General features: G+C 65.6%; 17 protein-coding genes and 1 pseudogene. 10 read left to right on the forward strand and 8 right to left on the reverse strand.

All coding sequences use genetic code 11. From position 1 onward, the window contains the following. Positions 1-27: 27 nt before the first annotated feature. The 3 genes from QEG98_RS21310 to leuS all read right to left on the reverse strand — a co-directional run bounded on the left by QEG98_RS21310 (position 28) and on the right by leuS (position 5,614). Complete coding sequence (locus QEG98_RS21310) at positions 28-900, reverse strand: aspartate dehydrogenase domain-containing protein (RefSeq protein ID WP_316562608.1); 873 nt, start codon at positions 898-900, stop codon at positions 28-30. Between the two features lie 72 nt (positions 901-972). Further along, positions 973-2,991 carry an asparagine synthase (glutamine-hydrolyzing) gene (asnB, locus tag QEG98_RS21315; protein WP_316562609.1) on the reverse strand — a complete coding sequence of 673 codons (2,019 nt, stop codon included), beginning with the start codon at positions 2,989-2,991 and terminating at the stop codon, positions 973-975. 136 nt (positions 2,992-3,127) lie between these two features. Next, the gene (gene leuS / locus QEG98_RS21320) at positions 3,128-5,614 is read right to left on the reverse strand and encodes a leucine--tRNA ligase (protein WP_316562610.1); all 2,487 of its coding nucleotides are present in this window, start codon (positions 5,612-5,614) and stop codon (positions 3,128-3,130) included. A gap of 434 nt (positions 5,615-6,048) precedes the next feature. Here leuS and QEG98_RS21325 point away from each other — a divergent pair, with 434 nt between their 5' ends. The 7 genes from QEG98_RS21325 (at position 6,049) to QEG98_RS21355 (ending at position 12,801) form a co-directional block, all read left to right on the forward strand. Then, positions 6,049-7,329 (forward strand): aromatic ring-hydroxylating oxygenase subunit alpha, encoded by a 1,281-nt coding sequence (locus tag QEG98_RS21325; RefSeq protein ID WP_316562611.1) that lies wholly within the window; start codon positions 6,049-6,051, stop codon positions 7,327-7,329. After that, positions 7,329-7,850, forward strand: coding sequence for a 3-phenylpropionate/cinnamic acid dioxygenase subunit beta (locus QEG98_RS21330; RefSeq protein ID WP_316562612.1), 522 nt, complete (start codon positions 7,329-7,331; stop codon positions 7,848-7,850). Before QEG98_RS21325 ends, QEG98_RS21330 begins: the two co-directional genes overlap by 1 nt. A gap of 148 nt (positions 7,851-7,998) precedes the next feature. Next, positions 7,999-9,192, forward strand: coding sequence for a hypothetical protein (locus QEG98_RS21335; RefSeq protein ID WP_316562613.1), 1,194 nt, complete (start codon positions 7,999-8,001; stop codon positions 9,190-9,192). Between the two features lie 71 nt (positions 9,193-9,263). Beyond that, positions 9,264-10,526, forward strand: coding sequence for a hypothetical protein (locus tag QEG98_RS21340; protein ID WP_316562614.1), 1,263 nt, complete (start codon positions 9,264-9,266; stop codon positions 10,524-10,526). A gap of 61 nt (positions 10,527-10,587) precedes the next feature. Continuing rightward, positions 10,588-11,355: an SDR family NAD(P)-dependent oxidoreductase gene (locus QEG98_RS21345; protein ID WP_316562615.1), complete on the forward strand. Its 768-nt coding sequence runs from the start codon at positions 10,588-10,590 to the stop codon at positions 11,353-11,355. 17 nt (positions 11,356-11,372) lie between these two features. Continuing rightward, the gene (locus tag QEG98_RS21350; protein WP_316562616.1) at positions 11,373-12,266 is read left to right on the forward strand and encodes an HpcH/HpaI aldolase/citrate lyase family protein; all 894 of its coding nucleotides are present in this window, start codon (positions 11,373-11,375) and stop codon (positions 12,264-12,266) included. Between the two features lie 25 nt (positions 12,267-12,291). Beyond that, the gene (locus tag QEG98_RS21355; RefSeq protein ID WP_090490508.1) at positions 12,292-12,801 is read left to right on the forward strand and encodes a MaoC family dehydratase; all 510 of its coding nucleotides are present in this window, start codon (positions 12,292-12,294) and stop codon (positions 12,799-12,801) included. A 52-nt stretch (positions 12,802-12,853) separates the two neighbouring features. On the opposite strand, the gene QEG98_RS21360 is transcribed toward QEG98_RS21355, so the two are convergent. The 5 genes from QEG98_RS21360 to crtI form a co-directional block, all read right to left on the reverse strand. Then, positions 12,854-14,062 (reverse strand): aminotransferase class I/II-fold pyridoxal phosphate-dependent enzyme, encoded by a 1,209-nt coding sequence (locus tag QEG98_RS21360; RefSeq protein WP_090490509.1) that lies wholly within the window; start codon positions 14,060-14,062, stop codon positions 12,854-12,856. Between the two features lie 55 nt (positions 14,063-14,117). Next, positions 14,118-14,996, reverse strand: coding sequence for a hypothetical protein (locus QEG98_RS21365; protein ID WP_316562617.1), 879 nt, complete (start codon positions 14,994-14,996; stop codon positions 14,118-14,120). A 74-nt stretch (positions 14,997-15,070) separates the two neighbouring features. Continuing rightward, positions 15,071-16,219 (reverse strand): alpha-hydroxy acid oxidase, encoded by a 1,149-nt coding sequence (locus QEG98_RS21370; protein WP_316562618.1) that lies wholly within the window; start codon positions 16,217-16,219, stop codon positions 15,071-15,073. A gap of 44 nt (positions 16,220-16,263) precedes the next feature. Continuing rightward, positions 16,264-17,328, reverse strand: coding sequence for a 4-hydroxyphenylpyruvate dioxygenase (gene hppD, locus QEG98_RS21375; RefSeq protein WP_316562619.1), 1,065 nt, complete (start codon positions 17,326-17,328; stop codon positions 16,264-16,266). Positions 17,329-17,554: 226 nt separating this feature from the next. Beyond that, positions 17,555-19,012: a phytoene desaturase family protein gene (gene crtI, locus QEG98_RS21380; RefSeq protein WP_316562620.1), complete on the reverse strand. Its 1,458-nt coding sequence runs from the start codon at positions 19,010-19,012 to the stop codon at positions 17,555-17,557. A 222-nt stretch (positions 19,013-19,234) separates the two neighbouring features. Here crtI and QEG98_RS21385 point away from each other — a divergent pair. The 3 genes and pseudogenes from QEG98_RS21385 to QEG98_RS21395 form a co-directional block, all read left to right on the forward strand. Next, a pseudogene (locus QEG98_RS21385) lies at positions 19,235-19,702 on the forward strand (protein kinase domain-containing protein); the annotation flags it as partial. An 83-nt stretch (positions 19,703-19,785) separates the two neighbouring features. Continuing rightward, positions 19,786-23,196: an ATP-binding protein gene (locus QEG98_RS21390; RefSeq protein ID WP_316562621.1), complete on the forward strand. Its 3,411-nt coding sequence runs from the start codon at positions 19,786-19,788 to the stop codon at positions 23,194-23,196. Then, positions 23,196-24,524: an ATP-binding protein gene (locus QEG98_RS21395; RefSeq protein ID WP_316567934.1), complete on the forward strand. Its 1,329-nt coding sequence runs from the start codon at positions 23,196-23,198 to the stop codon at positions 24,522-24,524. The genes QEG98_RS21390 and QEG98_RS21395 overlap by 1 nt, the downstream gene beginning before the upstream one ends. Positions 24,525-24,589 lie beyond the last annotated feature (65 nt).

The following is a 24,589-nucleotide window of genomic DNA, read 5'->3' on the forward strand; positions in this document are numbered from 1 at the left end:
CGCCGAGCCATTCTGACGACGCGACCTTCACACGAAGAAGAAGCCGCCCCCGTGGCCAGTGCTGCGCTGGAGCGAAGCCAGGAACGAGGCAAACGTCGCGCTGCCCGTCACCGCTCCGGGTCTGGCCGGATTCGTTCGTGTGGTCTTCAGCGTGAATCCGCCCCTCCCTTCCAGCTCAACCTCCACCACGTGAGACTCCAAACGCTTGTCTGCGATGATCTTCCCCCGGGTCTTGTCGAAACCAAAGGACGGACCCGAAGCGAGCGCCGCGCAGGCCATCGTGTTGACATTGCTCGGCGCGAGCGGCGCCAGCTCGCGAACGCTGCCATCGAAAATGACGAACTCATCCTGAGAGTCACTCTGTTCGTATTCGATGAGTCTGCTGCGAAGAGGCTCCTTCAGCTTGAACGCGCTTGGGTGCTTCTTCATGGTGACGCTCAGCGCGCGGATGCTGTCGCCCTGTTGGCCCAGCTTGGCGATGTCTTCGACCCCCCACAGCGCTCCCGCCGGCAGGTAGCACTCATGACGCGTGCCTTTCGCGGGCGCTTCTGCCAGTGCGCTGCGGATACGTTGCTCGACGGAAGCATCCGCGAATGCCGTCGGGCTGCCGACGATCAGGTCGCAGTGCCGTAGGAAAAAGGCACCAAACCGCGCGACGATCTCCGGATGGCACACTTCGATGACGAGGTCGATCCTGCCGTCATACTTTTCGAAAAGATGCAGCAGATCCCCGCTGTACCGCAGCGACTCGGGCTGCAGGGATGCAAGCTTGTCAGTCGTCCTGTTCCAGACGGCAATCAGCTCGAACTGCGCCGAAACGGCAGGGTCCCCCTGGATCGCGTCGACCAGGTATTGACCCAGGTTGCCATATCCAATGATTGCGGTGCGTATGCGAGTCACATTTCCCTGCTTCTGGTGAGTGGACGGCGAGTTCGCGAGAAGACGGCGAAGGAATGACCGATGAAGGGTGGGTTACGTCCCTGTCGCCACGTCGCCGGTCGCCGGCCTGTCCTCACGCATCTGCAGGCCCGCAGACTTCGAAGACATCTTGCCTGGGAGGTGTCCCCCCAAGGACTCAGCGCCACGTGAGATGAAGAGGTGATGAAGGATCTGCAGGCTACAGGCGACAAGCAGAAACCTGTCCGCGATGACGCGAAACCTTTCAAATCGACGGAGAAACCTGGCGAAGGCAATCATGGGCCACTTCAGAATGCCAGCCTCTCGCACGGCGCTCGGCGTCAGATAGCTGTCGCACAGCCGATCACAGGCTGGATACGCCTCACGATTGAAGGTTGGAACCGTGGTGCTGAACGGCCATTTCTCCCGCGCCTGAACCTCTTCGGGAACGAGGTCCGCGGCAATCTCCCGAAGGATGTACTTCTCCTTCCCTTGATGGATCTTGAAATCGATGGGGATGTCGCGCGCGAGCTCGAACAGGTGGTGATCCAGGAACGGAACCCGCCCTTCGATGGAATGGGCCATCTCCATGCGATCGCCGAAGCAGACCAGGATCGCCTTCCGGAGATGGTCTTTCATGCGCCGATACTGGTCCTTCAGGAGCGGGTGGCGCCCCTCGAGCTGTGACTGCTCCAAGGGTTGCCTGGGCAAGAGCGTCGCCAGCGGCTCACGGCGCGATGGCGCACGAAACTCCTTGCGGAAGGTCAGCACCCTGACGATCGCGTAGAGGAACTTCCAGTACCGGAGAACGAACCATTCGCGAACGCGGCTCGCAGCGCGGAGGAACACCGGCCTCTGGTAGCCATGGAGCTTGTCCCGGAACATCTTGTAGCCGAGGAACACCTCGTCCGCCCCCTCCCCGGTCAAGACGACGCTGACGTGCTTCTTCGCGAAGTCGGAGAGCAGGAACTTCGCAACCGGTGCGAAGTCGAAGATGATGTCCTCGCTGTGCCAGAGACAGGCCTCGAGATTCTCCCAGAGGTCGTTGGTCTCGACGTCGAGCACATGATGTTCCACGCCGATGTGCTCGGCAATGCGCTCGGCGTTCGAGCGCTCGTTGAATCTGGGCATGTCCGCGAAGGACACGGTGAAAGCGAGCGGTGGCTGATTCCCGAGACGACGGACCTTGGCCGCGACGAGCGCCGAGTCGATTCCCCCGCTCAGGTAGACCCCCACTGGCACGTCAGCCCGGAGACGCAACCGGATGGCTTCCGTCAGAGCCGCGTCGGTCTCTGCCTTCCATTGCGAAAAGTCCTTGGCTGCCCCGCCACCATCTCCCTTGGGGAAGTCCGGCCTCCAGTAGGTCAGCAAACGAGGCGCGGGCTCAGCCAGGTCCACGACGAGCGCCGTGCCAGGCGGCAGATCGTAAATGCCCCGGAACAGGGTCTCGTTCTCGTTCCGTTCGCCAAACGGCAGGACGAACTGCATCCTGGCCTCTTTGAGACCAGAGGCCAGGATCGCTTTGATTTCAGAGGCGAAGACCCAGCCACCGTTGTCGGTGTTCGCAACGAAAAGCGGCTTGATGCCAAACCGGTCCCTGCAAGCAATCAGCCGCTTTCGCTTCTTGTCGAAGAGAAGAAAGGCAAACTCTCCCCGCAGGTGCTGGAACAGCTCCAGGCCGTGCTTTTGGTAGAGCCCCAGGATGACTTCGGAGTCGCTGCGGGTCTTGAACTGGAAGCCCTCCGCCTCGAGCTCTTGCCGTTGCCTTTCAAAGTCATAGACCTCGCCATTACAGACGAGGACGCATTCGCCGGCCGAGTCGAACAAGGGCTGAACGCCGTTCTCCAGGTCGATGATGGACAGACGGCTGTGGGCCAGGCCCACGCCGGTCTCATCGTCTAGAAAAGCACCCTGACCGTCCGGCCCACGGTGCTCCAACACCTTGCATGCGCGGCCGAGCGCCAGCCGATCAACCCGTGCGTCTACAGCACCGAAAACTCCACACATGAACCCCTCCCCAGGGACCTGATGAAAGTCGATTCCGAAGGAACAGGGCCCGCGGAAGTCCCGGGCGCCTGTGTTCCCCTCGGCCATCAGGCCGCGGCACTGCGTAAGTCATTCTGGAGCAGCGTGAGACTGATAGCGGCGCACTTCGCGGCGCCCGGAAGGGGCCCCTGTTCGGGGCGCTCCCCTCCGTTCGCCGCTCATCCCGCCCCCCCGTAGGGCCTCATCAGCCAACGACGATGTTGATGATTCGCCCTGGCACGTAGACGAACCGGCGCTCGGTCTTCCCGGCGAGATGCGGGATGAGCTCCGGCTCTCGGTGGACGGCCTCACGCGCCTCCGCCTCCGTGGCGTCTCGCTTCAGGCGCAGCTTCCCTCGGACCTTGCCGTTGACCTGGATGGCCATTTCGACGAGCTCGTCCACGGTCAACGCGGGGTCGTATTCAGGCCACGGCTGGAGGGAAATGGACTCGCTTGCGCCCCAGCGGTGCCAGAGCTCCTCCGAGAGGTGAGGCGCGAATGGGGAGAGAATCCGCGCAAAGACCCTGGCCGCCTCGAGCGGCACGCGCGGGAGTTCGACCAGCGCGTTGGCGAGGATCATCATCGCGCTCACGGCCGTGTTGAAGCGCAGCGCTTCGATGTCCTCCCCCACCTTCTTCACCGTCTTGTGCAGCAGCCGCCGCACGTCCTCGGTCAGCTCCGCCGGCGCCCCCCCCGCGTCCTCCGTCACGAACGCGAGCATGTTCCACACGCGGTCAAGGAAACGCCGCACGCCGATGACGCCGTTGGTCTGCCACGGCTTCACCGCCTCCAGCGGCCCCATGAACATCTCGTACATGCGCAGGGCATCCGCACCGAACTGCCGGACAATGTCGTCCGGGTTCACCACGTTGCCGCGCGACTTGGACATCTTCTCGTTGTTCTCACCGAGGATCATTCCCTGGTGGACGAGCTTCTTGAACGGCTCGGCGTGCGTGACGAGGCCGCAGTCGAACAGCACCTTGTGCCAGAACCGGGCGTAGAGCAGGTGCAGCACCGCGTGCTCCGAACCGCCGACATACAGGTCCACCGGCATCCAGGCGTCGTACGCCTCCTGCGAGAAGATGGCCTGGGTGTTCTTCGGGTCAGTGAAGCGCAGGTAGTACCAGCACGAGCCCGCCCATTGAGGCATGGTGTTGGTCTCTCGCGCGTACCACTTTCCATCGCGCTGGAAGAATCGCCAATCCAAGGCGCGGGCCAGCGGGCCCGCCGGGTCCTCGCTCGGTTTGAAGTCCTCGAGCTCGGGGAGCCGCACCGGCAGCTCGTCCTCGGACACGGGCAGAGGCTGATCGTAGCGAATGGTGTGGGGATGAACCCGCGGGTCCGATGAGCCCTCCGCGAGCTCGACCGGGAAATAGATGGGGATTGGCTCTCCCCAATAGCGCTGGCGCGAGAACACCCAATCCCTCAAGCGATACTGGACGCGCCGTGCGCCCAGTCCCTCGCGCTCGAGGTGAGCGAGCATGGCCGCCTTGGCCTCGGACGTCCGCAGTCCATCGAGGAAGCGCGAGCGCACCGCGACGCCGTCCCCCACGAATGCCTCCGTCCACGTGCCGGTCTCGTTCAGGGCGCCGTCGGCCGAAACCACCTCGACGACGGGCAAGCCGAGGGCACGTGCGAACTCGAAGTCACGCGCGTCATGGCCGGGCACGCCCATGATGGCGCCCGTCCCATAAGAGCCGAGCACGAAGTCCGCGACCCAGATGGGGAGGCGCGCTCCCGTGAGCGGGTGCAGCGCGTAGGAGCCGGTGAACACGCCGGTCTTGGCTTTCGTGAGCGCGGTGCGGTCCAACTCGCTTCGGCTCGCAGTCGCCTCTCGGTAGGCCAGAACCTCGGCGCGCCGCTCCGCCGTGGCGAACCGCTCCAGCAGCGGGTGCTCGGGTGCAACGACCATGTACGTCGCGCCGAAGAGCGTGTCCGGACGGGTGGTGAAGATGCGGAGGCGGTCCGCGCTGCCCTCGATGAGGAAATCGACTTCGGCGCCCTCGCTGCGCCCGATCCAGTGGAGCTGCTTCTCCCGCGTCTCGGGCCAATCCAGCCCCGAGAGGTCCTCGGCGAGCCGATCGGCATACGCCGTGATGCGAAGCGTCCACTGCCGCAGCGGCAGCCGCACCACCGGGTGACTGCCCCGCTCGCTTTTCCCGTCAATGACCTCCTCGTTGGCGAGCACCGTGCCGAGCGCCGCGCACCAGTTCACCGGGAGCTCGGCCTGATAGGCCAGCCCGCGCTCGAAGAGCTTGAGGAAGAGCCACTGGGTCCAACGCACGTACTCCGTGTCTGTCGTGGAGAGCTCGCGAGACCAGTCGTACGAGAACCCGAGAGACTTGAGCTGCCGCTTGAACGTCGCGATGTTCTTCGCGGTGGTATCCGCCGGGCGGGTTCCCGTTTCGAGCGCGTGCTGCTCCGCGGGCAGGCCGAACGCGTCCCATCCCATGGGATGAAGGACGTCATATCCCCGCATCCGCAAGTATCGCGAGATGATGTCCGTGGCCGTGTAGCCCTCCGGGTGCCCGACGTGCAGCCCGGCCCCCGAGGGGTAAGGGAACATGTCGAGGATGTATGCCTTCGGTTTGCCGGGGTGCCTGCGCGCCTCGAAGAGGCGCTGCTCTTCCCAACGGGCCTGCCAGAGGGGTTCGATGTTCGCCGGGTCGTACTTCGGCCGTTCTGTGGACATGGCGCCAGTTACCACAACGGGCATGCCCAGTCAGCAGGCGGAGGAGCGGCGCTTCAGGTGGCCCGCTCCACGAACGAGCCGGTGCTCGAGCTCCCCGGACCCGCTCCGTTCCGAACGACAAATGACGTAACTCTCTCGTAGGCCTGGATTCCCTCCATCACAGGTTCAATCGTAATTCCCGCGTGACATGACACCGAAGGCGATGCTAGCAATGGGAGACCTTCCGGGAGGGGCTCTTCAGGCCTGATGCGTTCTCCTCAGGTAGCGATTGATGGGGGGCCTGCAAGGCTTCGACGTTCAGCAGCCTTCTTCAGGTGGCCATCACCGCATGGACGGTGCGACTGGCGTGGCACACATCAGGACTGACAATGAAGAGTCGTGCGTCTGAGGGGGGCCCCATGCATGCATCCGTGCCCGGCCGATACTCGCAGCTCGTGGACACCCAGAAGGGCCTCGTTCGTCGCGAAATCTTCGTAGACGAAGAGGTGTTCCGCGATGAATTGCGCCAGATATTTGGCCGTTGCTGGCTCTACCTCGCGCATGAGAGCCAGGTCCCCGCCAAAGGCGATTATGTGAATGTTTTCATGGGCACCGAATCGGTGCTCGTGTGCATGGGGCGGGACGGGAAGATCCGGGCCTTCCTGAACTCATGCCGTCACCGGGGCAACCGCGTCTGTCGCGCCGATCGCGGCAATACCAACACGTTCGTCTGCCCCTATCACGGGTGGTCCTACGACCTGGCGGGGAAGCTGGTGGGCGTGCCTGGCGCGAAGGAGCTCTATCACGGCGATCTCGACCGTTCCCAATGGGGTCTGGCCCCCGTTGCGCAGGTCGCAAGCTATAAGGGGCTCATCTTCGGGACCTTCGATCCCGAAGCCCCTCCCCTCGAGGAGTATCTGGGCGACATGCGCTGGGGCCTGGATTTGCTACTCGACCAGGGCGATCTCGTTGCAGTACCAGGCACGATCCGATGGTCAATGGCCTGTAATTGGAAGCTGGCCGCGGACAATGGAGCGGGAGACACGTACCACGCCTTGTGGACGCACCGTTCAGCGGTTCTCGCGGGCCACCCCGAAGGTGACGGGGTGACAAACGATGAGCTCGCGATTGGCAAGCACCGGGGTTTCACCATGGTGACTGGATACGGCCATGGCTACAACGCGGATTGGCTCGCCGAGAATGTCGACATGGGCTCGCCCCTGGCAGCCTGGCGCCGCGATCCTGACGTCCAACGGAAGCTGGGGCCCTTCCGCCAGAACGTCCATCGCGCCAATCAAAACGTCTTCCCGAACCTGTTCGTCAACACAGGGTCGCGTGACCTGATGGTTCGCAATCCCATCAGTCCGACGAAAACAGAGACCTGGAGGACGATTCTCGTCGACAAGAACGCCGATCCCGAGATCCAACGGATGCAGATCCGAGCCTCCAACCGCCATTTCGGGCCGGGAGGAATGTTCGAGCAGGACGACGGCGAGAACTTCGAGCAGTGCACCTCTGCCGCCAGCGGCGCGTTCTCGCAGGCGTACCCGCTCCATTACGGAATGGGCCTCGGGCACGGACAGGTCGTGAACGACGGGAATTCACCTCCGCGCATCGACAGCGTCATGAACGAGCATGCGCAGCTGTGGATGTATCGCGCCTGGGCAGAATTCATGGACGCCCCCAGTTGGAAACACCTGAGGCAGGAGCATTCACGGCCGGAGGGAGTCCTCTGATGTCGCCCCACCTCGAGGCGATGCTGCTCCAGCATGAAATCGAGCAGTTCTACTACATGGAGGCGGCGCTGCTGGATGAGCGCCGGTTCAACGAGTGGCTGGCGCTCCTCACGAAGGACCTGGAGTACTGGATGCCGGTTCGTTCGACCCGGACCCGCGCCGACATGCACCTGGAATTCTCCAAGCCCGGCGAGGCCGCCTACTTCGACGATGACAAGCAGACGATGACCGCGCGCGTGAAGAAGCTCGACACCGGGTTCTCCTGGGCCGAGGACCCGCCGTCTCGAACTCGCCATCTGGTGAGCAACGTCCGCATCACCGGGAGAAGCTGCGAGGGAGAGCTCGAGGTCTCGAGCAACTTCCACGTCTACCGCTCGCGCCTGGCGAACGATGAGGATTCGTGGTTCGGCCGTCGGGAGGACTGCCTCAGGAAGCTCGATGACTCCTGGCAAGTGAGCCGTCGGCATATCTATTTGGACCAGGTCAGTCTCGACTCCCAGAATCTCAGCATCTTCTTCTGAAGACGCGCCGTCTCTCGCCATTGCTGCAATTGCCCTGAACGGCGCAACGCGAACCGACAGGTGGTGCTCACCACCCGCGGAAGCATCGCGAGCGCCGCATTGCCCAGCCTGGGAATCGGATAGACGAATGACCGTGACCTTTCAGAACATGCCTCTGGAGTTCTCGCTCGCGGAGGCCGCTCCAGCCCTGTGGAGTCGACTGCCCAGCCAGGTCCAGGCGATCGCAGGCGAATGGATGAGCACGGGCCGCATCCCGACCGCTGACATCGTCGCACCTTTTCACGCCCCTCCATTCGTCAAGCCGCGGTTCCACGTTCGCGCGATGTACCGCTGCGTCGATGGCCATGGATTCGACCAGGGTGTCATCGCGCTCAAGGGTACCGAGACGGCCGCACGGGACATGCGGCTTGCCCTGCAAACGATGACCGCGGGGCGACCCTATGTGAACCGCATCGAGCTCTTCATGTACCAGGAGTACAAGCTTCCGATCGCGGTCCGTCTCCGTGAAGCCCTCCTCGATGCAAGGAAGGCGCTCGCCCTGAATCAAGCGCTCTGGACCACCTTTGAAGAGCAGGCCCCCATCCCGGTGCCCCTGGGCGTTTTCAGGTGGCCCGTGGAGCACCAGCGCGCATATGAGGACGAGCTTCAGAAGGTCCTCTCCGACACGGGCGCAGAGGTCGCTGAGCAGCTCCAGGACTCGCTGGGCGTGCTCGTGTACTACTTTCCGCGGTCACCCATCCGTGTCAGGCATCTCCGCCACGAGAAGACAAGCGCGTATCCCGACGCGGCGGGCAGAGCGGAACGGGTGCGAAGCTGGGTGGAGCTCGCCGCCAGGCTGATGGTCGCGGGCTACTTCCCGTGCACGCTCGACAACCAGCGCCAGGGGTGCTGCCTCTCCGATCAGAATGTCTGCGTGGATGGCGGCTTCGTGGACATCGACTCCATCAAGCGCATGTCCGACATCACTGATCCCGGGTTGTTCCACGGCAACCTGTTGCTGACGGTGGCGATGCTTGCGCACAGCTGCGCCGTCTATCTCTCTGGAGAGAAGACGGTCGCGAGTCACCCTGCGTTCGAGCAGGTCGTTACGATGCACAGCATCTTCGGGTCCAATCTGGCAGGCGCCCTCTACCTGCCCGCGATCTGGAGGGACCTCACGTCGGCCGTGCAGAGGCTCATTGAGGCGGGGCACACAGTGGACAAGCGTCTCGAGGCGCTGCTCAAGAAGGATTCGGGCGCCGAGCTTCTCGTTGAGCTCACTTCGAGGCTCCCGGGGCAGTCAGAATCCTCCAGCGAGATGACATTTCACACCTCGGTCAAGCATCCGTTTGAAGCGCCCTGACATCGCAGAGCGGCTCTTGCTGTCGTCAGGGGCATCCACCTCTACTCCGCGGAACGGTATCAGCCATGCAAGTGTTTACACTGGAGACACTCGTCGCCCTGGCACGAGAGCGGTCACCCTACTACCGGAAGCTCTACCGTGACCTTCCCAGGAGTGGCTGGAGGCTGCGGGATCTTCCCATCATCGACCTGGAGGACTTCTGGGCTGTCAATGACTTCAACGGAAGCCAGGTCTATACCGACACCGTCTTCGACGGACTCATCGGCTCGACCACGGGTACGACAGGGAGCCCCAAGGTCATTCCCTATACCCGGGAGGAGTGGCGGACGACGATTGAGCTGGTCGGCCGCATGTTCTGGATGAGCGGGGTCATCAAACCGGGTCAGCGCGTGGCGAACCTGGCGACCGCGGTGCGTTTGTACACCTCGCACCTCTTCGTCCACGATGCACTCCAGGTTTCGCCCATCCGTTGCTTGGAGCTGGCAATGTCCAGCAACACGACGGTTGATTTCATCGCAGATGCATTCGACATGTTCCGGCCGGAAGCCGCGATCGGCATGGTGGTGCCGCTGCTGAACATCGGCACGGAGATCGCCGGGCGCTCGAAGACCCCGGATTACGTCAGCCGGCTGCTCTGCGGAGGCGAGATCATCTCCGACGACCAGCTCGCATACTTCGGCCGGGTGTACCCGAACGCCAGGATCTGTGGCAGCGTCTACGCCACGCACGAAGCCGGAATCCTGGGGCTCTGGGATGAGTCCTGCGGTCCGCAGGAGATGCGCGTTTACGATGAGTGCGCGCTGCTCGAGATCGTCGACGCATCGGGCAACCCCATCGAAGAGGAGGGCCAACCGGGGACGGTCATCGCGACCAGCCTGACCAAGTCCCTCATGCCGGCCATTCGCTACCCCACGGGGGATCGGGGGGTCTGGGCTGGACCTCCAGGGCCAGGGCGCAAGTTCCGTCTGCTGGGACGAGCCCAGCCTCGCCTCTACGACATCGGCGGCCAGACCATCGACGTGGACGACCTCGGTTTGACGCTGAGCGGCTCCATTCCAGAGATCCTGGTCTTGTCGGTTCAGTTGGTCCAGGAAACCCGCGAGGGGGCGGAAGTCGTCACGATGCGCATCTCTCACGCGCCGCGCACAGCGGGAGCCAGCGCCGATGTTCGCGCCGTGGAAGAGAGGGTTCGGATGCGCGTGCCCGCCTTCACCGCCATGGAACGCTCTGGAGCAGTCTCGCGGTTCAAGATTGAGTTGGCGTCGCCGATGATCGAGGTCAGCGGAGGCCTGGGGAAGCTTCAGCGCGTCATCGACCGCCGGGGGCGCGCGTAGACAGCGGCCAATACAGCGGACGGTTCCGTCAATCCCACACCAGGTGATTCCCTCAACGCGAATGAATGCATCAACCAGGTTCCAGGGGGCCATCGTGCTCGTCACGGGCGGCACGGCGGGCATCGGATTGGCATGTGCCGAAGTCTTCGCGCGAGGAGGTGCACAGGTCGTCGTCGTCGGTCGTGACGCCGAAAAAGGCGAGCGGGTTCGCGAGAGTTTCGCGGCGCGGAGCTGGGCGTGCGACTTCATCAGCGCGGATGTGTCCAAACGGGAGGGGATACAGGCGTTGTTCGCCCGGGTCACCGAGCGCTATGGTCGCCTCACGGTCGCCGTGAACAACGCGGGAACCGATGGTGCCTCCTTCACTCCCCTCCTCCAGTATCCAGATGACATCTGGGATGAGGTCATCAACCTCAATCTCACCAGCGTCTACCTGTGCATGAAGGCGGAGCTTGCGTTGATGATGGGCCATCCGAACTGCGCGATCATCAACGTGGCTTCGCTCGCGGGACTGAAGGCGAGCTACAGCGGTGGCGGTGCGTACACCGCGAGCAAGCATGGCCTCATCGGGCTCACCAAGAGCGCGGCCATCGAGTATGCGCCGCATCGGATCCGCATCAACGCGGTTTGCCCTGGGCTGGTGAGGACCCAGATGGCAATCGATGTCCTTGGCGATGAGAAACTCGCCGCGGTCGGTGAGAAGAACCCTCTGGGCCGGCTCTGTGAGCCCCGTGAAGTCGCCGACACCGTTGCCTGGTTGAGCACCCCCGAGTCTTCGTTTGTGACAGGCGTGGCCCTGCCGGTGGACGGCGGGCTCATCGCGAGTTGATTGAGCAGGAGCCCAGCGTGACCATCTGCTTTCTGTATACCTCCGTACTCCGGTTCGACCCCACCCGGGACGATCCAGGCTTTGGCAGTGACGTCGTGATGATCGATCTCGAGGACGCCGTCCATGCGGCCTCAAAGGCCAAGGCCAGGCAAAGGCTGGCCGAGCTCGACTTGAGGGCGCTGACCCAGCGGGGTCGCCGCTTCGGAGTCCGGATCAACCACCTCGCATCCCTGGATGGCATCCGGGACCTCGATGCCGTTTGTCGAGGTCATGAGGAGGGCCGCCTTCCCATCGAGTACCTGCAGATCCCGAAGGTCCGCTCTCACCACGAAGTGGTGCTCTGCAGGTCGGTGATGGAGAAGCTGAAAGGCGTCAAGCTCTTCCCCATCGTCGAAACGCCCGAAGGCATGGACGACATCGAGCGTATCGCCTCCGTGAGCGATCTGCTCCTGTTCGGGCAGGCGGACATCACCGCCACCATGTACCGCCCCAACGAGGCGTACCTCGCGCAGGCCCGGGGGCGGTTCTGCGTCGCCTGTGCGCGATATGGGATCCCACCCGTCGACACGAAGCTCTTCGAAGAGGTGGAGGACATGGCCCGCTTCGAAGCCGCGTGTCGCGAATCGAAGAATGAAGGCTTCATGGCAAAAGCCATCATTCACCCCAACCAGGTGCCGATCGTGAAGAAGGTCTATTCGGTGCCCTCCGCCGAGCTCGAGACATACCAGAGGACGATCAGCAGCTACGAAGCCGCGGCCAACGGCTTCGCCATCGTCGATGGCTCGGTCATCGCCCCGCCCTTCGTCGCCAAGGCGCGGCTGATGTTGGACTATTACACGTCTCAGCAAGCATCCGGGTCACCCGGCGGAACGGAAGAGCGCGGGCGGGACCCATCCGCTCGAATTGGCTGATAGCCCACACGGGAGAAGCGAACACATGCAGAAATCAGCATACATCCAGGTTGGCGAGCGACGGTACCGCGAGGACAAGGGACTCTATCTGGAGGACCTCGAGCCGGGGCTCATCTTCGAGCATCGGCCTGGCCGGACCATCACGGCCACTGACAACATCTGGCAGTCGCTGATCAACATGAATCAGCACCCCATCCACATCAACGAGCACTACGCAGCGGAGACCGAATTCGGCCGCCTCCTGGTGGGAGGGCTCGTGACGTTCAACATCGTGAACGGGATGACGGTCAGCACCGTCAGCCAGAAGGCGATTTGCCACCTGGGCTGGGACAAGGTCCGGTTCCCCGAACCGGTGTTCGTCGGAGATACCCTCTACGCCGAATCGGAGGTGCTGTCGCGGCGCAACTCCAACTCGAGGCCTGGCCAGGGCATCGTCGTGGTGGAGACGCGCGGAAAGAATCAGAAGGATGTGACTGTCGTCACCTTCGAGCGGTCGATTCTGATTCCGAGCCGGGACTACGTCGCCAAGAAGTAACCCGTCGTCAGGAAGGCGCTCACCACGAGCGAGCGCCTTCCGCTGCGACACCCTACGCGGCCGCCTTCACCTCGGCGACGCTTTCCTTCACCGCGTCACAGAAGGCGAGCAGGTCCGCCTTCTCCATGTCCGCCCGCCCCATGATGCGCAGTCCAGCGCGGCCGCGCGCGACGATCGGGAAGAAGACGGCGGAGGTATAGAAGCCCCGGCGATACACGCGCTGAGAGACCTCGAGCGCATGCTCCGACTCGCCGATCTCGATGACCCGGATGGGCAACCCGTCGTTCGCGTAGGGCGTGGGGATCAGCGAATCCAGGTAGGCCATGTTCGAGCGCATCTTCTCCTGGAGCGCGGCAACCTCCTCCGTCATGTGAAGCTCCGCGGTCGCCTTGGCCGCCCCCATGGCGGGAACGTTCACCTGCTGGCTCCACCCGAGAGGCCCCGCGGAGTAGTCGATGAGCTCGCGCTGCCGCTGGGTCCCGAACAGGAGCACGCCCCCCACAGTGCCGAACGACTTGGCAAGTGAAGCTGCAATCATGGTGCGCTCGCCCAGATCGCCGATCTGGGGGCGGAACATTCCCTGACCGCGCCTACCGCATACCGAGACGGAGTGCGAATCATCCACGTAGAGGAACAGCCCGTACCGGTCCTGCAACTGGAGGAGGTCGCGGACGGGAGCGGCTCCGCCGGTACTGTACGCGCCGTCACAGACATAGACCACGGCGGGGTGCGTCTTGCACGCATCCTCGAGCGCGTTCATGTCATTGTGGGGGATGGTGACAACCTCCGTCTCGTCCCCACAAACGGCCTTCATGATATTCATCGAGAAGTGACAGTTCTTGTCGAATACCATGACGGGCTTGACGCCGCCCGTCAGGTGACCGGACGACAGCAACGGCAACGCCGTCGCTGAAGCGTAGAAACATGACGGCGTGAGGTAGGCCTTGCTCTCGAAGAGCGTGGCCAGCGCCTCTTCGGCCTCGCCGAGCAACGCAGGCGCAATCCGCACCCTCGAAACGGCATGATTCAGCACGCCCTCCCGCTCGATGGCCTGCTTCGCCCCTTCGAGGATCTTGGGGTGCCTGTTCAGCCCGAGGTACGAACATGAGACCATGTTGACGAACTGGTGGCCGTCAGCGGTCTGCAGCTTGCTGGTGTCCGTCTTGCCGGTACGGATGTGCATGAGCCCGCGCTCGGCGCCTTCGCGCCAACTGCTCTCGCTCGCGGTGATCATCTTGCTGATGTTGTGGTACTTCCCCATGGCGGCTTCGTCCCTTTCGACCTCGATACGCGTGCTGTGAATGGAGGCAGGCCCGTCACTCGGTGCGCGTCAATTCGGCTCGCAAGCCTGAGCGTTCGAGCACATGCATTGAGGCGAGAAGATCCAGAAATGCATGTCCAGTGGAGCAGAACGCGGTTCGAACCTCGCGCAATTCGCTGGCGTCGAGGTGCACCAGCCTGGCGAGCGGCGTCGCGTGGCGGTGGACCTCTCCTGCCTCAGCCACCGCCATCTCCACGTCCTCCACGATGAGCCTGGATGTCTCCAGGACATCCACCGGGAGCTCACGCGAGCGAGGGGTATGCGCTCCCATGCAATTGATGTGGAGGCGCTCTCGCCGCAGCGCTGCGCTCGAAACCACCGGAGCGGTCGAGGTCGTCGTGGTGCTCACGATGTCCGCCGGCGCCACCGCCTCGTCCGCTGAATTGCAGGCGACCCACCGGGCACCGCCCGCGAGCGCTTCGTTGCGGCGGATGAACTCACGGACATTGTTCGGGTTGCGTGAGTACACGCGAACCTCACCGAGCTTCCGCACGGCGCCAACACCGCGGAGTTGCTCACGTGCCTGCACGCCGCTGCCGATGATGGCGAGCACCTCCGCCTGCTCGTGGGCGCAGATGTCCGTCACCAGGGCCGACACCGCGGCGCACTTGAGATTCGTAATGGCCATGCCGTCCAGAATGGCCAGCGGCGCCCCGGTGTGTGCCGAGAACACCACCACGAGCGCATGAACGCTCGGATGCTGCGAGAGCGCCTGCGGCACCACGGCCCCGACCTTGGTGATGAACAGCTGGTGCTTTCCGCTGTAGATCGGCATCGCGACGAACGCACGGAACGGGTCCTCGCGCAGGATGAGCGAGCGCGGGGGGGTCTCGAGGTCCTGGGGTTCGGCGTAGGCGGCGCGGAGCTCGGCCACGAAGGTCCGCAGGTCGGAGACTCGCGCGACCTCCTGCTGCGTCACATACCGCAAGCCCGCCTCTTGGAGCCCGGTCACAAGCCCTCCTCGGGCGCGCTCCACCCGCCGCCGCAAGGCGGTGCCAAGGCGACCAGCGAGCGGTCAATCTCTGTCCAGCGCGACTGACCACAGAGTGCCAACGCCTGTTCAAGCTCGGCGCGGAGCAGGCGCAGCACGTCGGTTACCCCTTCGGCACCGCGCGCGATCAAACCCCACATGATGGGCCGACCGATGAGGACGGCATCGGCGCCGAGCGCGCGAGCCTTCAGCACATCCGTACCGCGGCGGATGCCACCATCCAGCAGGATGCGGCAACGGCCCCCCGCACCTTCGACGACCTCTGGAAGGACATCCAGGCTGGCGGGTGCACCGTCGAGCTGCCGGCCACCGTGGTTCGAAACGATGATCCCATCGATTCCCACGGAGGCGGCTCGTTGAGCATCCTCTCGCGTGAGGACGCCTTTCAGCAGAACGGGCAATGCCGTCTGCTGCTTCAGGCGCGCCACGGTGCTCCAGCTCAATGCAGCGTCGAAGAGCTGGCCGACGTGCAGCGCGACGCCGGAGGTGCCCTGCTGGGAGCGGTGCAGCTCTGGCGAGGCCTCCATGAGCAGGTTGCTGGGCCGCAGATGCGCGGGCAGCGCGAAGCCGTTGCGCAGGTCGCGCTCGCGGCGGCCCATGCGCGGCATGTCAACGGTAATCACCAGCGCCTCGTATCCAGCGGACTCCGCACGGCGAACCAGTGACAAGGTCAGCTCCGGATCCTTCAGACAGTAGAGCTGAAACCAGAGGGGCGCGCTCGCCGCCCTCGCGAGGTCCTCGAGGGTGCGGTTGGACATGGTGCTGACGACCATCGCGGTGTGTGCCGCGCCAGCCCCTTGCACAGTAGCGACCTCGGCCGCGGGATGAGCGAGGCCCTGATAGCCAATGGGCGCCACGAGGAGCGGAGACGCGAGCGTCCTGCCGAAGAGAGGCACGGAGACGTCTACCGTATCGCGCCCAGAGAGGATTCGCGGTCGAAGCGTCCAACGCTCGAAGGCAGCGCGATTCGCTGCCAGGGTGCGCTCGTCGTCACTGCCACCGGCGATGAAGTCCCAGGCGGAGGGTTCAGCGCGTTTCCTGGCGAGACGGGCGTATTCCGCCAGATTGACCGGATTGGATTCAGCACCCGCGTTGTGCTCGAACATGCCTCGTCCCTCCCTTGACGCGCCCGCTGGAAGCGCGGCGCCCCCTACCCTCTCGCGGTGTTCGCGGCGAGCGCGATACGGTCTGCCTCCACGGCGTCGAAGAGCGCGCGGATGTTGCCACTGCCGAAGCCGGTCACGGCGCCCTTGCGCTGGATGATCTCGATGAAGAACGTCTGCCGCGGATGCAGCGAGCGCGTAAACGTCTGCAGCAGGATTCCACCCGGCCCTGGATCGACGAGAACCTTGAACTCGCGCAGGTCCGCCATGGGCACGTCGAGGGCAGCGACGCGGGTGGGCAGCTGCTCATAATACGTGTCTGGCACGTCGAGCGCCTTCACCTTGCCTCTCAAGCCATGGAGGGTGCGGCAGATATCGTCAGTGAGGAGGCCGAGATGATAGACACCGGCCCCGCGGTTGAGCGTGAGGAACTCAGCGATGGGTCCAGTCGGGTTCTGCGCCAGCGGCTCCTGCAGCGGGAACCTGATAGGGCCTCGCTGAACAACCCGGGCGTTCATCCCGCTCAGCTCGGTCTCGACGTACTCCGCGTGTCCATCTTCGAAGCCAAGCACGCGCTTGTAGAACTCAGCAACGGTATCGAGCTCTCCGGTGGGCAGGCACACGGCGACGTGATCCAGCGATCGAATACCGACGTCTGACGTGGCACGCGAGGTCGCCGAAAGCGGCCGGAAGAAACTGGGGAGCGACCGGCTCTCGACAAAGGAGTGAACGACGTCCCCGAAGCCACGAATCGTACGTCCAGCCTTGGTGAGTCCCGCTACGGCGGACGCTTCGACGGGCGTGGCCCCCAGCGCAACCGCTTCGTTGAACGCCTGCGTTGCATCATCGACAGCGAATGCGACATCGCGGACGCCATCGCCATGCTGCCGCGTGAACTCCGCGACGGGGCCGCTGCCATCCACAGACGAGGTGACAACGAACGTGGCATCGCCTTGCGCCAGCACGATGGAGCGATGCCCGGCAAGGCCCGTTTCCGGTCCCGCCTCCGCGATGGCATCAAACCCGAAAACTCGCTGATAGCATTCAGCGACCACCCGCGCGTCCTCTACCCAGAATTCGATATGAGCGATGTCGTGAAGCAGTGATCGCATAAGATGTATGGCCTCGGAAAGTTCGTCCTGTGCTCAAACGACGACTGGGTTGACACCCGTCCCCCTGAATTCGCGAGCTTCTAGCATTCGCAGTTTTGTTCGTCCATAGCACTCATCAAAAGCAGATGGAAAGCCGCACAGTGGCGGCGGATTGAGCCGCTATTGGCTGAACCTCTTGAGGCAATTCTGACATCACCTCTGGGTTCCGCGATCCTTGCAAAAGGCGCTACGCCAGCGGAATGACTGTGTCCACGATCTTGGCAGAGCACAGCACGGCGGGGAGCCCCGCTCCAGGGTGCGTTCCTGCGCCAACCATGTAGAGGCGGTCAACGTCCTCGCTCCGGGCCTGTGCCCGAAGGAACGTGGTCTGCCAAAGCGTCGGCGCGAAGCTGAACGCGGCCCCTTTAAAGGATCGCAGTTCGTCTCGGAAATACTCCGGCGTCGCCATCCGAGACGTCATCAATTCCGAACCCAGCCCTGGCAAGACGGTCCGCGACAGCCGATCCTCCAACTCTCGTCGGAAAGCCTCGGCCCGCTGCTTCCATTCCGCCCCGCTCCCCAGGTGCGGCACCGGCGCCAGGACATAGAAAGCATCATGGCCTGACGGAGCCAGCGCCGCGTCTGTCGCTGTGGGCCTGTGTAGATAGAGCAAGGGGTCCGCTGACGGCTGTCCAGGGCCTTCCAGTCCAGAGAACATCCCCCGGAAGTCCTTGCCGAACAGCAGCGTGTGGTGCGCGACCTCCGGGTACTTGCGCCGCGTCCCGAAGTACCAGAGGAACGCGCTCATCGAGTACCGAGCCCGGTTGATGCGCTCGTCCGTCCAGTGCTTCCGGACATGCCCCGGCACCAGGTACCGGTACGTCCACGCCGCGTCCGCGTTCGACACCACCACGTCCGCCGCCAGCCCCGTACCGTCCCCGAGCCTCACGCCCGTCGCCTTCCGCCCCTCCAATGCAATCTCAGTCACCTCGCTGCCGTAACGGACCTCGCCGCCCAGGGACTCCAATAGCGCCACCAGGCCGCGCACCAGCGCGCCAGTTCCGCCCACCGGAAAGAACGCCCCCCAGCGCCGCTCCACGAATTGAATCGAGGTGTACACCGCGCTCGCTGTCGCGAAGGGACTGCCGCCAATCAGCAGCGGATGGAAGCTCAACGCCTGCTGCAATCGCTCGTCCCGGATGTGCTTCGACACCAGGCCGAACATGGACCGGAACGCCTCGTCACGCACCAGCGCGGGGGTGAAGGGCGCCAGGCTCAGCACGTCCGGCACCGGCGTGCTCATCAGGGGCCCAATGCCCGCCTCGTACATCCGCTCCACGCGGGCGCACAGCGACAGGAATCCCGCCTCATCCCGCGGAGACAGTCGCCGCACGGACTGGCGCATCGCCTCGCGGTCCGTGTGGTAATCGAACGTGGAGCCATCCGGGAACCGCATCCGGTACAGCGGCGCCACGGGCCGGAGCTCCACGTGGTCCGCCATGCGTTGCCCCGCCAGCGCCCACAGCTCTTCCAGCAGGTGCGGACACGTGATCACCGTGGGGCCCGCGTCGAACGTGAAGCCGTCCTGCTGGAAGGCGTTCGCGCGCCCGCCCGGGCTGTCCATCCGCTCGAGCACCGTGACGCGCCACCCACGCGCCGCCAGCCGGATGGCCGCGGCCAATCCACCGAAACCACTGCCAATCACGATTGCGTGTCGTCCACCGCTTCGTGCGGCCAGGCCAGCCATCCCAGGGGGTCTCAGCACGGTGACTCGATCCATCGCACACCCGCGAGGCCCACTCCACTTCACCCGCGGGCAGGCATCCGTCCTCACATCGCCCGCGCTCTGTTGCGAGCCCCCAGTGCCAGGGCTACCCTCCCCGCCTCAACGGGGAGTGCGCTCCTTCGCGCACGGGTGGAAGCAATGATGGATGTTCCCGGCTACCGCATCGGCAGAGAGGTCACCACCGCAGGGGCCTTCCAGCTCTTGCGCGCCACACGCGAGGAGGACGGCGCCTCGGTCATCCTCAAGATTCCCGACGCGGCGCGGCTCCCCGCCGCCACCACGCGGCTTCGCCATGAGTGGGAGCTGACGAACGCCCTGAGTCTCGACGGCGTCCTGCGGCCCCTGGCGTGGGCCGAAGCGCGGGACGGCGCGCCCGTGCTCATCCTGGAAGGCTTCGGTGATGCGACGCTGACCCAACGCCTGTCACACGGGCGCGTGGAGCCGCGCGCCGCATGCCGTATCGCGCTGTCGTTGGCGCGCGCCCTGGGTGCCATCCACGAGCAAGGCATCCTCCACCGGGACCTGAACCCCAGCAGCATCCTCGTGGGCACGGATGGCGAGTCCGTGAAGCTCACCGGCTTCACCCTCGCCACGCGCAGACCCCGCGCCGAGGTCGCGCCGCTCGCGCCCGAGCGGTTGGAGGGCAGCCTCGAATACCTCTCCCCGAGGGCACCGGGCGCACCCACCGCAGCGTGGACTCGCGGGCAGATTTCTATTCCATGGGCGTGGTGCTCTACGAGCTGCTCACCGGGCGCCGCCCCTTCGCGGACACGGATGCGCTGGGCCTCATCCACGCACACGTCGCCCTGCCCCCGCCTCCGCCCGTCAGTGTCGACCCCGAGCTGCCCCAGCCCCTGTCCGACATCGCGCTCAAGCTGCTCGCCAAGTCCCCCGAGGACCGCTACCAGAGCGCCTACGGGCTCGTGGCGGACCTCCAGCGCTGCCTGGGTGCCCTGGAGGGCCCCGGCCCCGTCGCCGCCTTCGTGCTGGGCGCCAAGGACGTCCCCGAGCGCTTCGCCGTCCCCGAGAAGCTCTACGGCCGCGAGCCCCAACAGGCGGCCCTGCGCGACGCCTTCGAGCGCGCCGCCTCAGGCCGCTCCGCCTTCGTGCTCGTCTCTGGCGCGGCGGGCATGGGCAAATCGGCCCTCACTGGGATGCTCAAGCGGCCCGTCGCGGAGCGCCAGGGCCACTTCGCCCGAGGAAAGTACGACCAGCTCCTCCGCGACACGCCCTACAGCGGCATCTTCGAGGCCTTCCGCGAGGTGGCTCGCGCGCTCCTCGGAGGGCAGGAGCAGGAGCTGGAGACCTGGCGTCAGCACCTCCTCGAAGCCGTGGGCGGCATGGGCCGGCTGGTGGTGGACGCGGTGCCTCGCATGGCGCTGGTGCTTGGCGACCAGCCTCCCGTCCCGGAGCTGGGGCCCGCGGAGTCGGAGCTGCGCTTCCAACTGGTCCTGCGCAAACTGGTGGCCGCGCTCGCCACGCGGGAACATCCCCTGGTGCTCGTCCTGGACGACCTGCACTGGGCGGACAGCACCAGCCTCCAGCTGTTGCGGCTGCTCCTGACGGACCGGGACATCGAACACCTGCTCGTGGTCGCGGGGTGCCGCTCCGAAGAGCTGAGCTCCGACCATCCCGTGGAGTCCCTTGCCCACGCACTCCAGGACCACGGCACGCCGGTCCACCGCATCGACCTGGCGCCGCTGTCTCCCGAGGACGTGACGAGGCTGGTCGCGGACGTGTTCCCTCCCGCCGAGGGCCAACCCGACGCGCAGCTCGACGACCTGGTGCTGTCGCTGACGGAAGGCAACCCGTTCCACGCGGTGCAGCTGCTGCGCACCTTCTACGAGCGCGGGCTGGTGCGCTTCGACGCGGACGGCGGTGGCTTCCGGTGGGATGCCAGCGCGCTGCGTGGACAGGATTTCAGTGACGGCGTGGTGGCGCTGCTCACCTCTCGCATCCGCGAGCTGAGCTCCGCCGCGCAGGCCCTGCTGCCCATCGCCGCGGCACTGGGCCATACGTTCGACCTGCGCAGTCTGGCCATCGTCCTGGAGTGTACGAACGAGGAGGCCGAGAAGGGGCTCGTCGAAGTGCTCCAGGCGGGCCTGGTCGCGCCCATTGACGACGCCGACCTCGACAGCGGGGGCACGTATCAGTTCACCCATGACCGCGTGCAGCAGGCCGCGCTGGAGCTGATTCCCGCGGACGTGCATCCGGAGCTCCATGCCCGCATCGGCCGGCTGCTCCTGCGGCACACGCCCCCGGAGCGGCTCGACGAAGGACTCCCGGAGCTCGTCAGCCACTTCCACCTGGCGTTGCCCGTGCTCCACGACGAGCAGGAGCGCCACCGCGTGGCGGAGCTGGACCTGCGCGCCGGCCGCAGCGCCAAGTCCCGAGGCGCCTGGTCCGCGGCCCTGCGCCTGTTGAACACGGGCCTGTCCCTGCTCGGCGACGACGGCTGGCGGAAGGACCGGCGGCTCGCCTTCGACCTTCACGTCGACGCGGCCGAAGCGGCGTACCTCGACGCGGACTTCGAGCTGATGGAACGGTTGGCAGCGGCGGCGTTGGCCCATGCGGTGGACAGCGCGGAGGAAGTCCGCGTGCAGGAGGTCCGGCTCCAATGCCTCGCACACCGGGGCGAGCACTCGCGCGGCGTGGACCTGGGCCTGGAGGTGTTGCGCAAGCTGGGCCAGCCCCTGCCCGCGAATCCGAAGCAACCCCACGTGCTGGCCGCGGTGGCGAAGACGAAGCTGCGCCTGGGCCTGCGCAAGCCCGAGGACCTGGCGGCCCTCCCCGAGTGCACCGACCCGCTCCTGCTCGCCACGCTGCGGCTGCTGGTGAAGCTGTCCTCGCTGGCCTTCATGGCCCGCCCGCTGCTCTTTCCGCTGGTGGTGCTCCGCGTGCTCCAGCTCACCATCCGCCACGGCGCCACGGGCGTGGCCGCGTTCGGCTACGTGGGCTACGGGCTGATGTTGAGCGTGCACCTGGGCAACCCCGAGGAAGGCTTCCGCTACGGCCGGCTGGCGCTGAAGACGCTGGACCGCTTCCAGGCGGAGAGCCTGCGAGCCATGGTGACCTTCGTCTTCAACCTCTTCATCCGGCACTGGAAGGAGCCGCTGTCCGCCTGCGTCGGCGACTTCCTCGCCGCCGCGCAGAAGGGCCAGGAGACGGGCGACATCGAGTATTTCGGCTATGCGTCCAGCGCGGGCTGCGCCACCGCCCTCATCGCCCGGGACGGCCTGGCCGACGGTGGCCCGCGCATGGACCGGTACCGGGACATCCTGGCCACCCACCGCCACAAGAACGTGCTCTTCACCGAGTACATGCGGCACACGCTCGACTCCCTCACGGGTGCCTTCACCGGCGACGTGGAGGCCCGCGAGGAGGAGCTGGTCGCGCCGTACCGGCAGCTCGACTACGGCAACGGCATTGCCACCTGCGACGTGCTACGCACCCTGCGCCGCTGGCTGTGGGGCGATGCGCGCGGAGCGCTGGAGAGCGCCGCGGCGGTGGACGCCCAGGTGGAGCTCATCGCCGGGCAGATCTACCTGCCCTGGTACAAGTTCTTCCAAGGCCTGGCGCTCATGGCGGTCCACCCGACGTTGGGGCCGCTGGACCGGATTCGCTCGTCACGAGCCATCGACGCCATCCGCAAGTCCATGCGCGGCTGGGCCCGCATCGCCCCCATGAACTATGGCGCCCGCGCGGAGCTGCTGGACGCGGAGCGGGCCCGCCTGGACGGCCAGGGGGACTCGGCCGCGGATGCGTATGACCGGGCCATCCGGCTGGCGCGCCAGTACGGCCTGTCGCTCGACGAGGGCGTGGCCTGCGAGGCCGCGGCACGGTTCCACCTGACGCAAGCCCGCGAGCGCGTGGCCCGCACCTACCTGGAGGAAGCCCGCGCCGCCTACCTGCGCTGGGGGCCCGCGCCGTCGCGGCTCGGCTGGAGCGGGAGCATCCCCGGCTCTTGCCGTCCGCCCCCGCGCCCACGCGCACGGATGCCCCCACCGAAGCGTCCCTGGCCGCGTTGGACCTGGCGTCCGTCATCAAGACGGCGCGCGCGCTGTCCGGCGAAATCGTCCTGGGCAAGCTGCTGCGCAAGCTGATGACGCTGGTCATCGAGAACGCGGGCGCGCGCCGGGGCCTGCTGCTGCTGAAACGGACCGAGGGCCTGGTCATCGCGGCGGAAGGCTCCGTGGACGGCGATGGCGTGGTGCTCGAGGCGCCCATCCCCATGGAGTCCTCCGCGTCGCTGCCGACCTCCATCATCCACTACGTGGTGCGCACCGGAGAGACGGTGCTCCTCCACGACGCCTCAGCGGAAGAGCCGTTCTCCGAGGACCCCTACGTCCGCAGCGCCCAGCCCAAGTCCCTGCTGTGCAGCCCACTCTTGAAGCAGGGCTCGCTCACGGGCGTGCTCTACCTGGAGAACGACGCCACGCGGGGCGCCTTCACCCCGGAGCGGCTGGAGGTGCTGCGCCTGCTGTCGTTCCAGGCGGCCATCTCCCTGGAGAACGCCGACCTCTACGCCAGCCTGGAGGAGTACAGCCGGACGCTGGAGCGCCGCGTGGAGGAGCGCACCGCCGAAATCCAGCACAAGAACGCCGAGCTGGCGGAGACGCTCACCCGGCTTCAGGAGATGCAGCGCCAGCTCGTGGCGCAGGAGAAGCTCGCGTCCCTGGGCGCGCTCACCGCGGGCATCGCCCATGAGCTCCAGAATCCGCTCAACTTCGTGAACAACTTCTCGAACCTGTCCTCACGGCTGGCCGGCGAGCTGGAGGAGACGCTGAAGGGCATGGCGGACCGGCTCGACAGCGAGGCCCGCGAGGACGTGCTGGAGACGCTCCAGGACTTGAAGCAGAACGCCCAGCGCATCCACAGCCACGGCACGCGTGCCTCGGACATCATCAAGACGATGCTCCGGCACTCGCGCAAGTCGGAGGGCACCCGCTCCAAGTCGGACCTCAACCTGCTGGTGCGCGAAAGTGTGAACCTGGCGGTGCAGGGCCTGCGCAGCCGTCCCGGCGGGGCCAGCGTGAAGATGGAGACCACGTTGGACCCCACCGTGGGCATCGTGGAGCTGGTGGCCAGCGACATCAGCCGGATGCTCACCAACATCCTCGACAACGCGTTCTACGCCGCGGCGCAACATCAACAGCAGGCCGGCGCGGGCTTCACGCCCCAGGTGCACCTGAGCACCCGCCGCGTCGGAAGCAAGGTGGAGCTGCGCATCCGCGACAACGGGCCGGGCATCCCCGAGGACCTCCGCGAGAAGCTCTTCCACCCCTTCTTCACCACCAAGCCCGCGGGCGTGGGCACGGGGCTGGGGCTCTCCCTGTGCCACGACATCGTCCAGGAGCACCAGGGTGACCTCCGCGTGGAGAGCGCGCCCGGCGCCGGGGCCGAGTTCATCGTCACCCTGCCCGCGCCCTGAAAGCGAAGGCCCCGCCTCCCGTGAGGGAAGCAGGGCCTTGGGACACCGGGAGAAGCAAGACGCCG

The organism is Myxococcus sp. MxC21-1, from assembly GCF_032612255.1.
GTDB classification, from domain to species: Bacteria; Myxococcota; Myxococcia; order Myxococcales; family Myxococcaceae; genus Myxococcus; species Myxococcus virescens.

Bases quoted from the DNA above. Each gene is read 5' to 3' on its own strand.
- asnB (WP_316562609.1), bottom strand. From the start codon at position 2,991: ATGGCCGAGGGGAACACAGGCGCCCGGGACTTCCGCGGGCCCTGTTCC.
- leuS (WP_316562610.1), bottom strand. From the start codon at position 5,614: ATGTCCACAGAACGGCCGAAGTACGACCCGGCGAACATCGAACCCCTC.
- QEG98_RS21330 (WP_316562612.1), top strand. From the start codon at position 7,329: ATGTCGCCCCACCTCGAGGCGATGCTGCTCCAGCATGAAATCGAGCAG.
- QEG98_RS21335 (WP_316562613.1), top strand. From the start codon at position 7,999: ATGCCTCTGGAGTTCTCGCTCGCGGAGGCCGCTCCAGCCCTGTGGAGT.
- QEG98_RS21345 (WP_316562615.1), top strand. From the start codon at position 10,588: ATGAATGCATCAACCAGGTTCCAGGGGGCCATCGTGCTCGTCACGGGC.
- QEG98_RS21355 (WP_090490508.1), top strand. From the start codon at position 12,292: ATGCAGAAATCAGCATACATCCAGGTTGGCGAGCGACGGTACCGCGAG.
- QEG98_RS21360 (WP_090490509.1), bottom strand. From the start codon at position 14,062: ATGGGGAAGTACCACAACATCAGCAAGATGATCACCGCGAGCGAGAGC.
- QEG98_RS21370 (WP_316562618.1), bottom strand. From the start codon at position 16,219: ATGTTCGAGCACAACGCGGGTGCTGAATCCAATCCGGTCAATCTGGCG.
- hppD (WP_316562619.1), bottom strand. From the start codon at position 17,328: ATGCGATCACTGCTTCACGACATCGCTCATATCGAATTCTGGGTAGAG.
- QEG98_RS21395 (WP_316567934.1), top strand. From the start codon at position 23,196: ATGACGCTGGTCATCGAGAACGCGGGCGCGCGCCGGGGCCTGCTGCTG.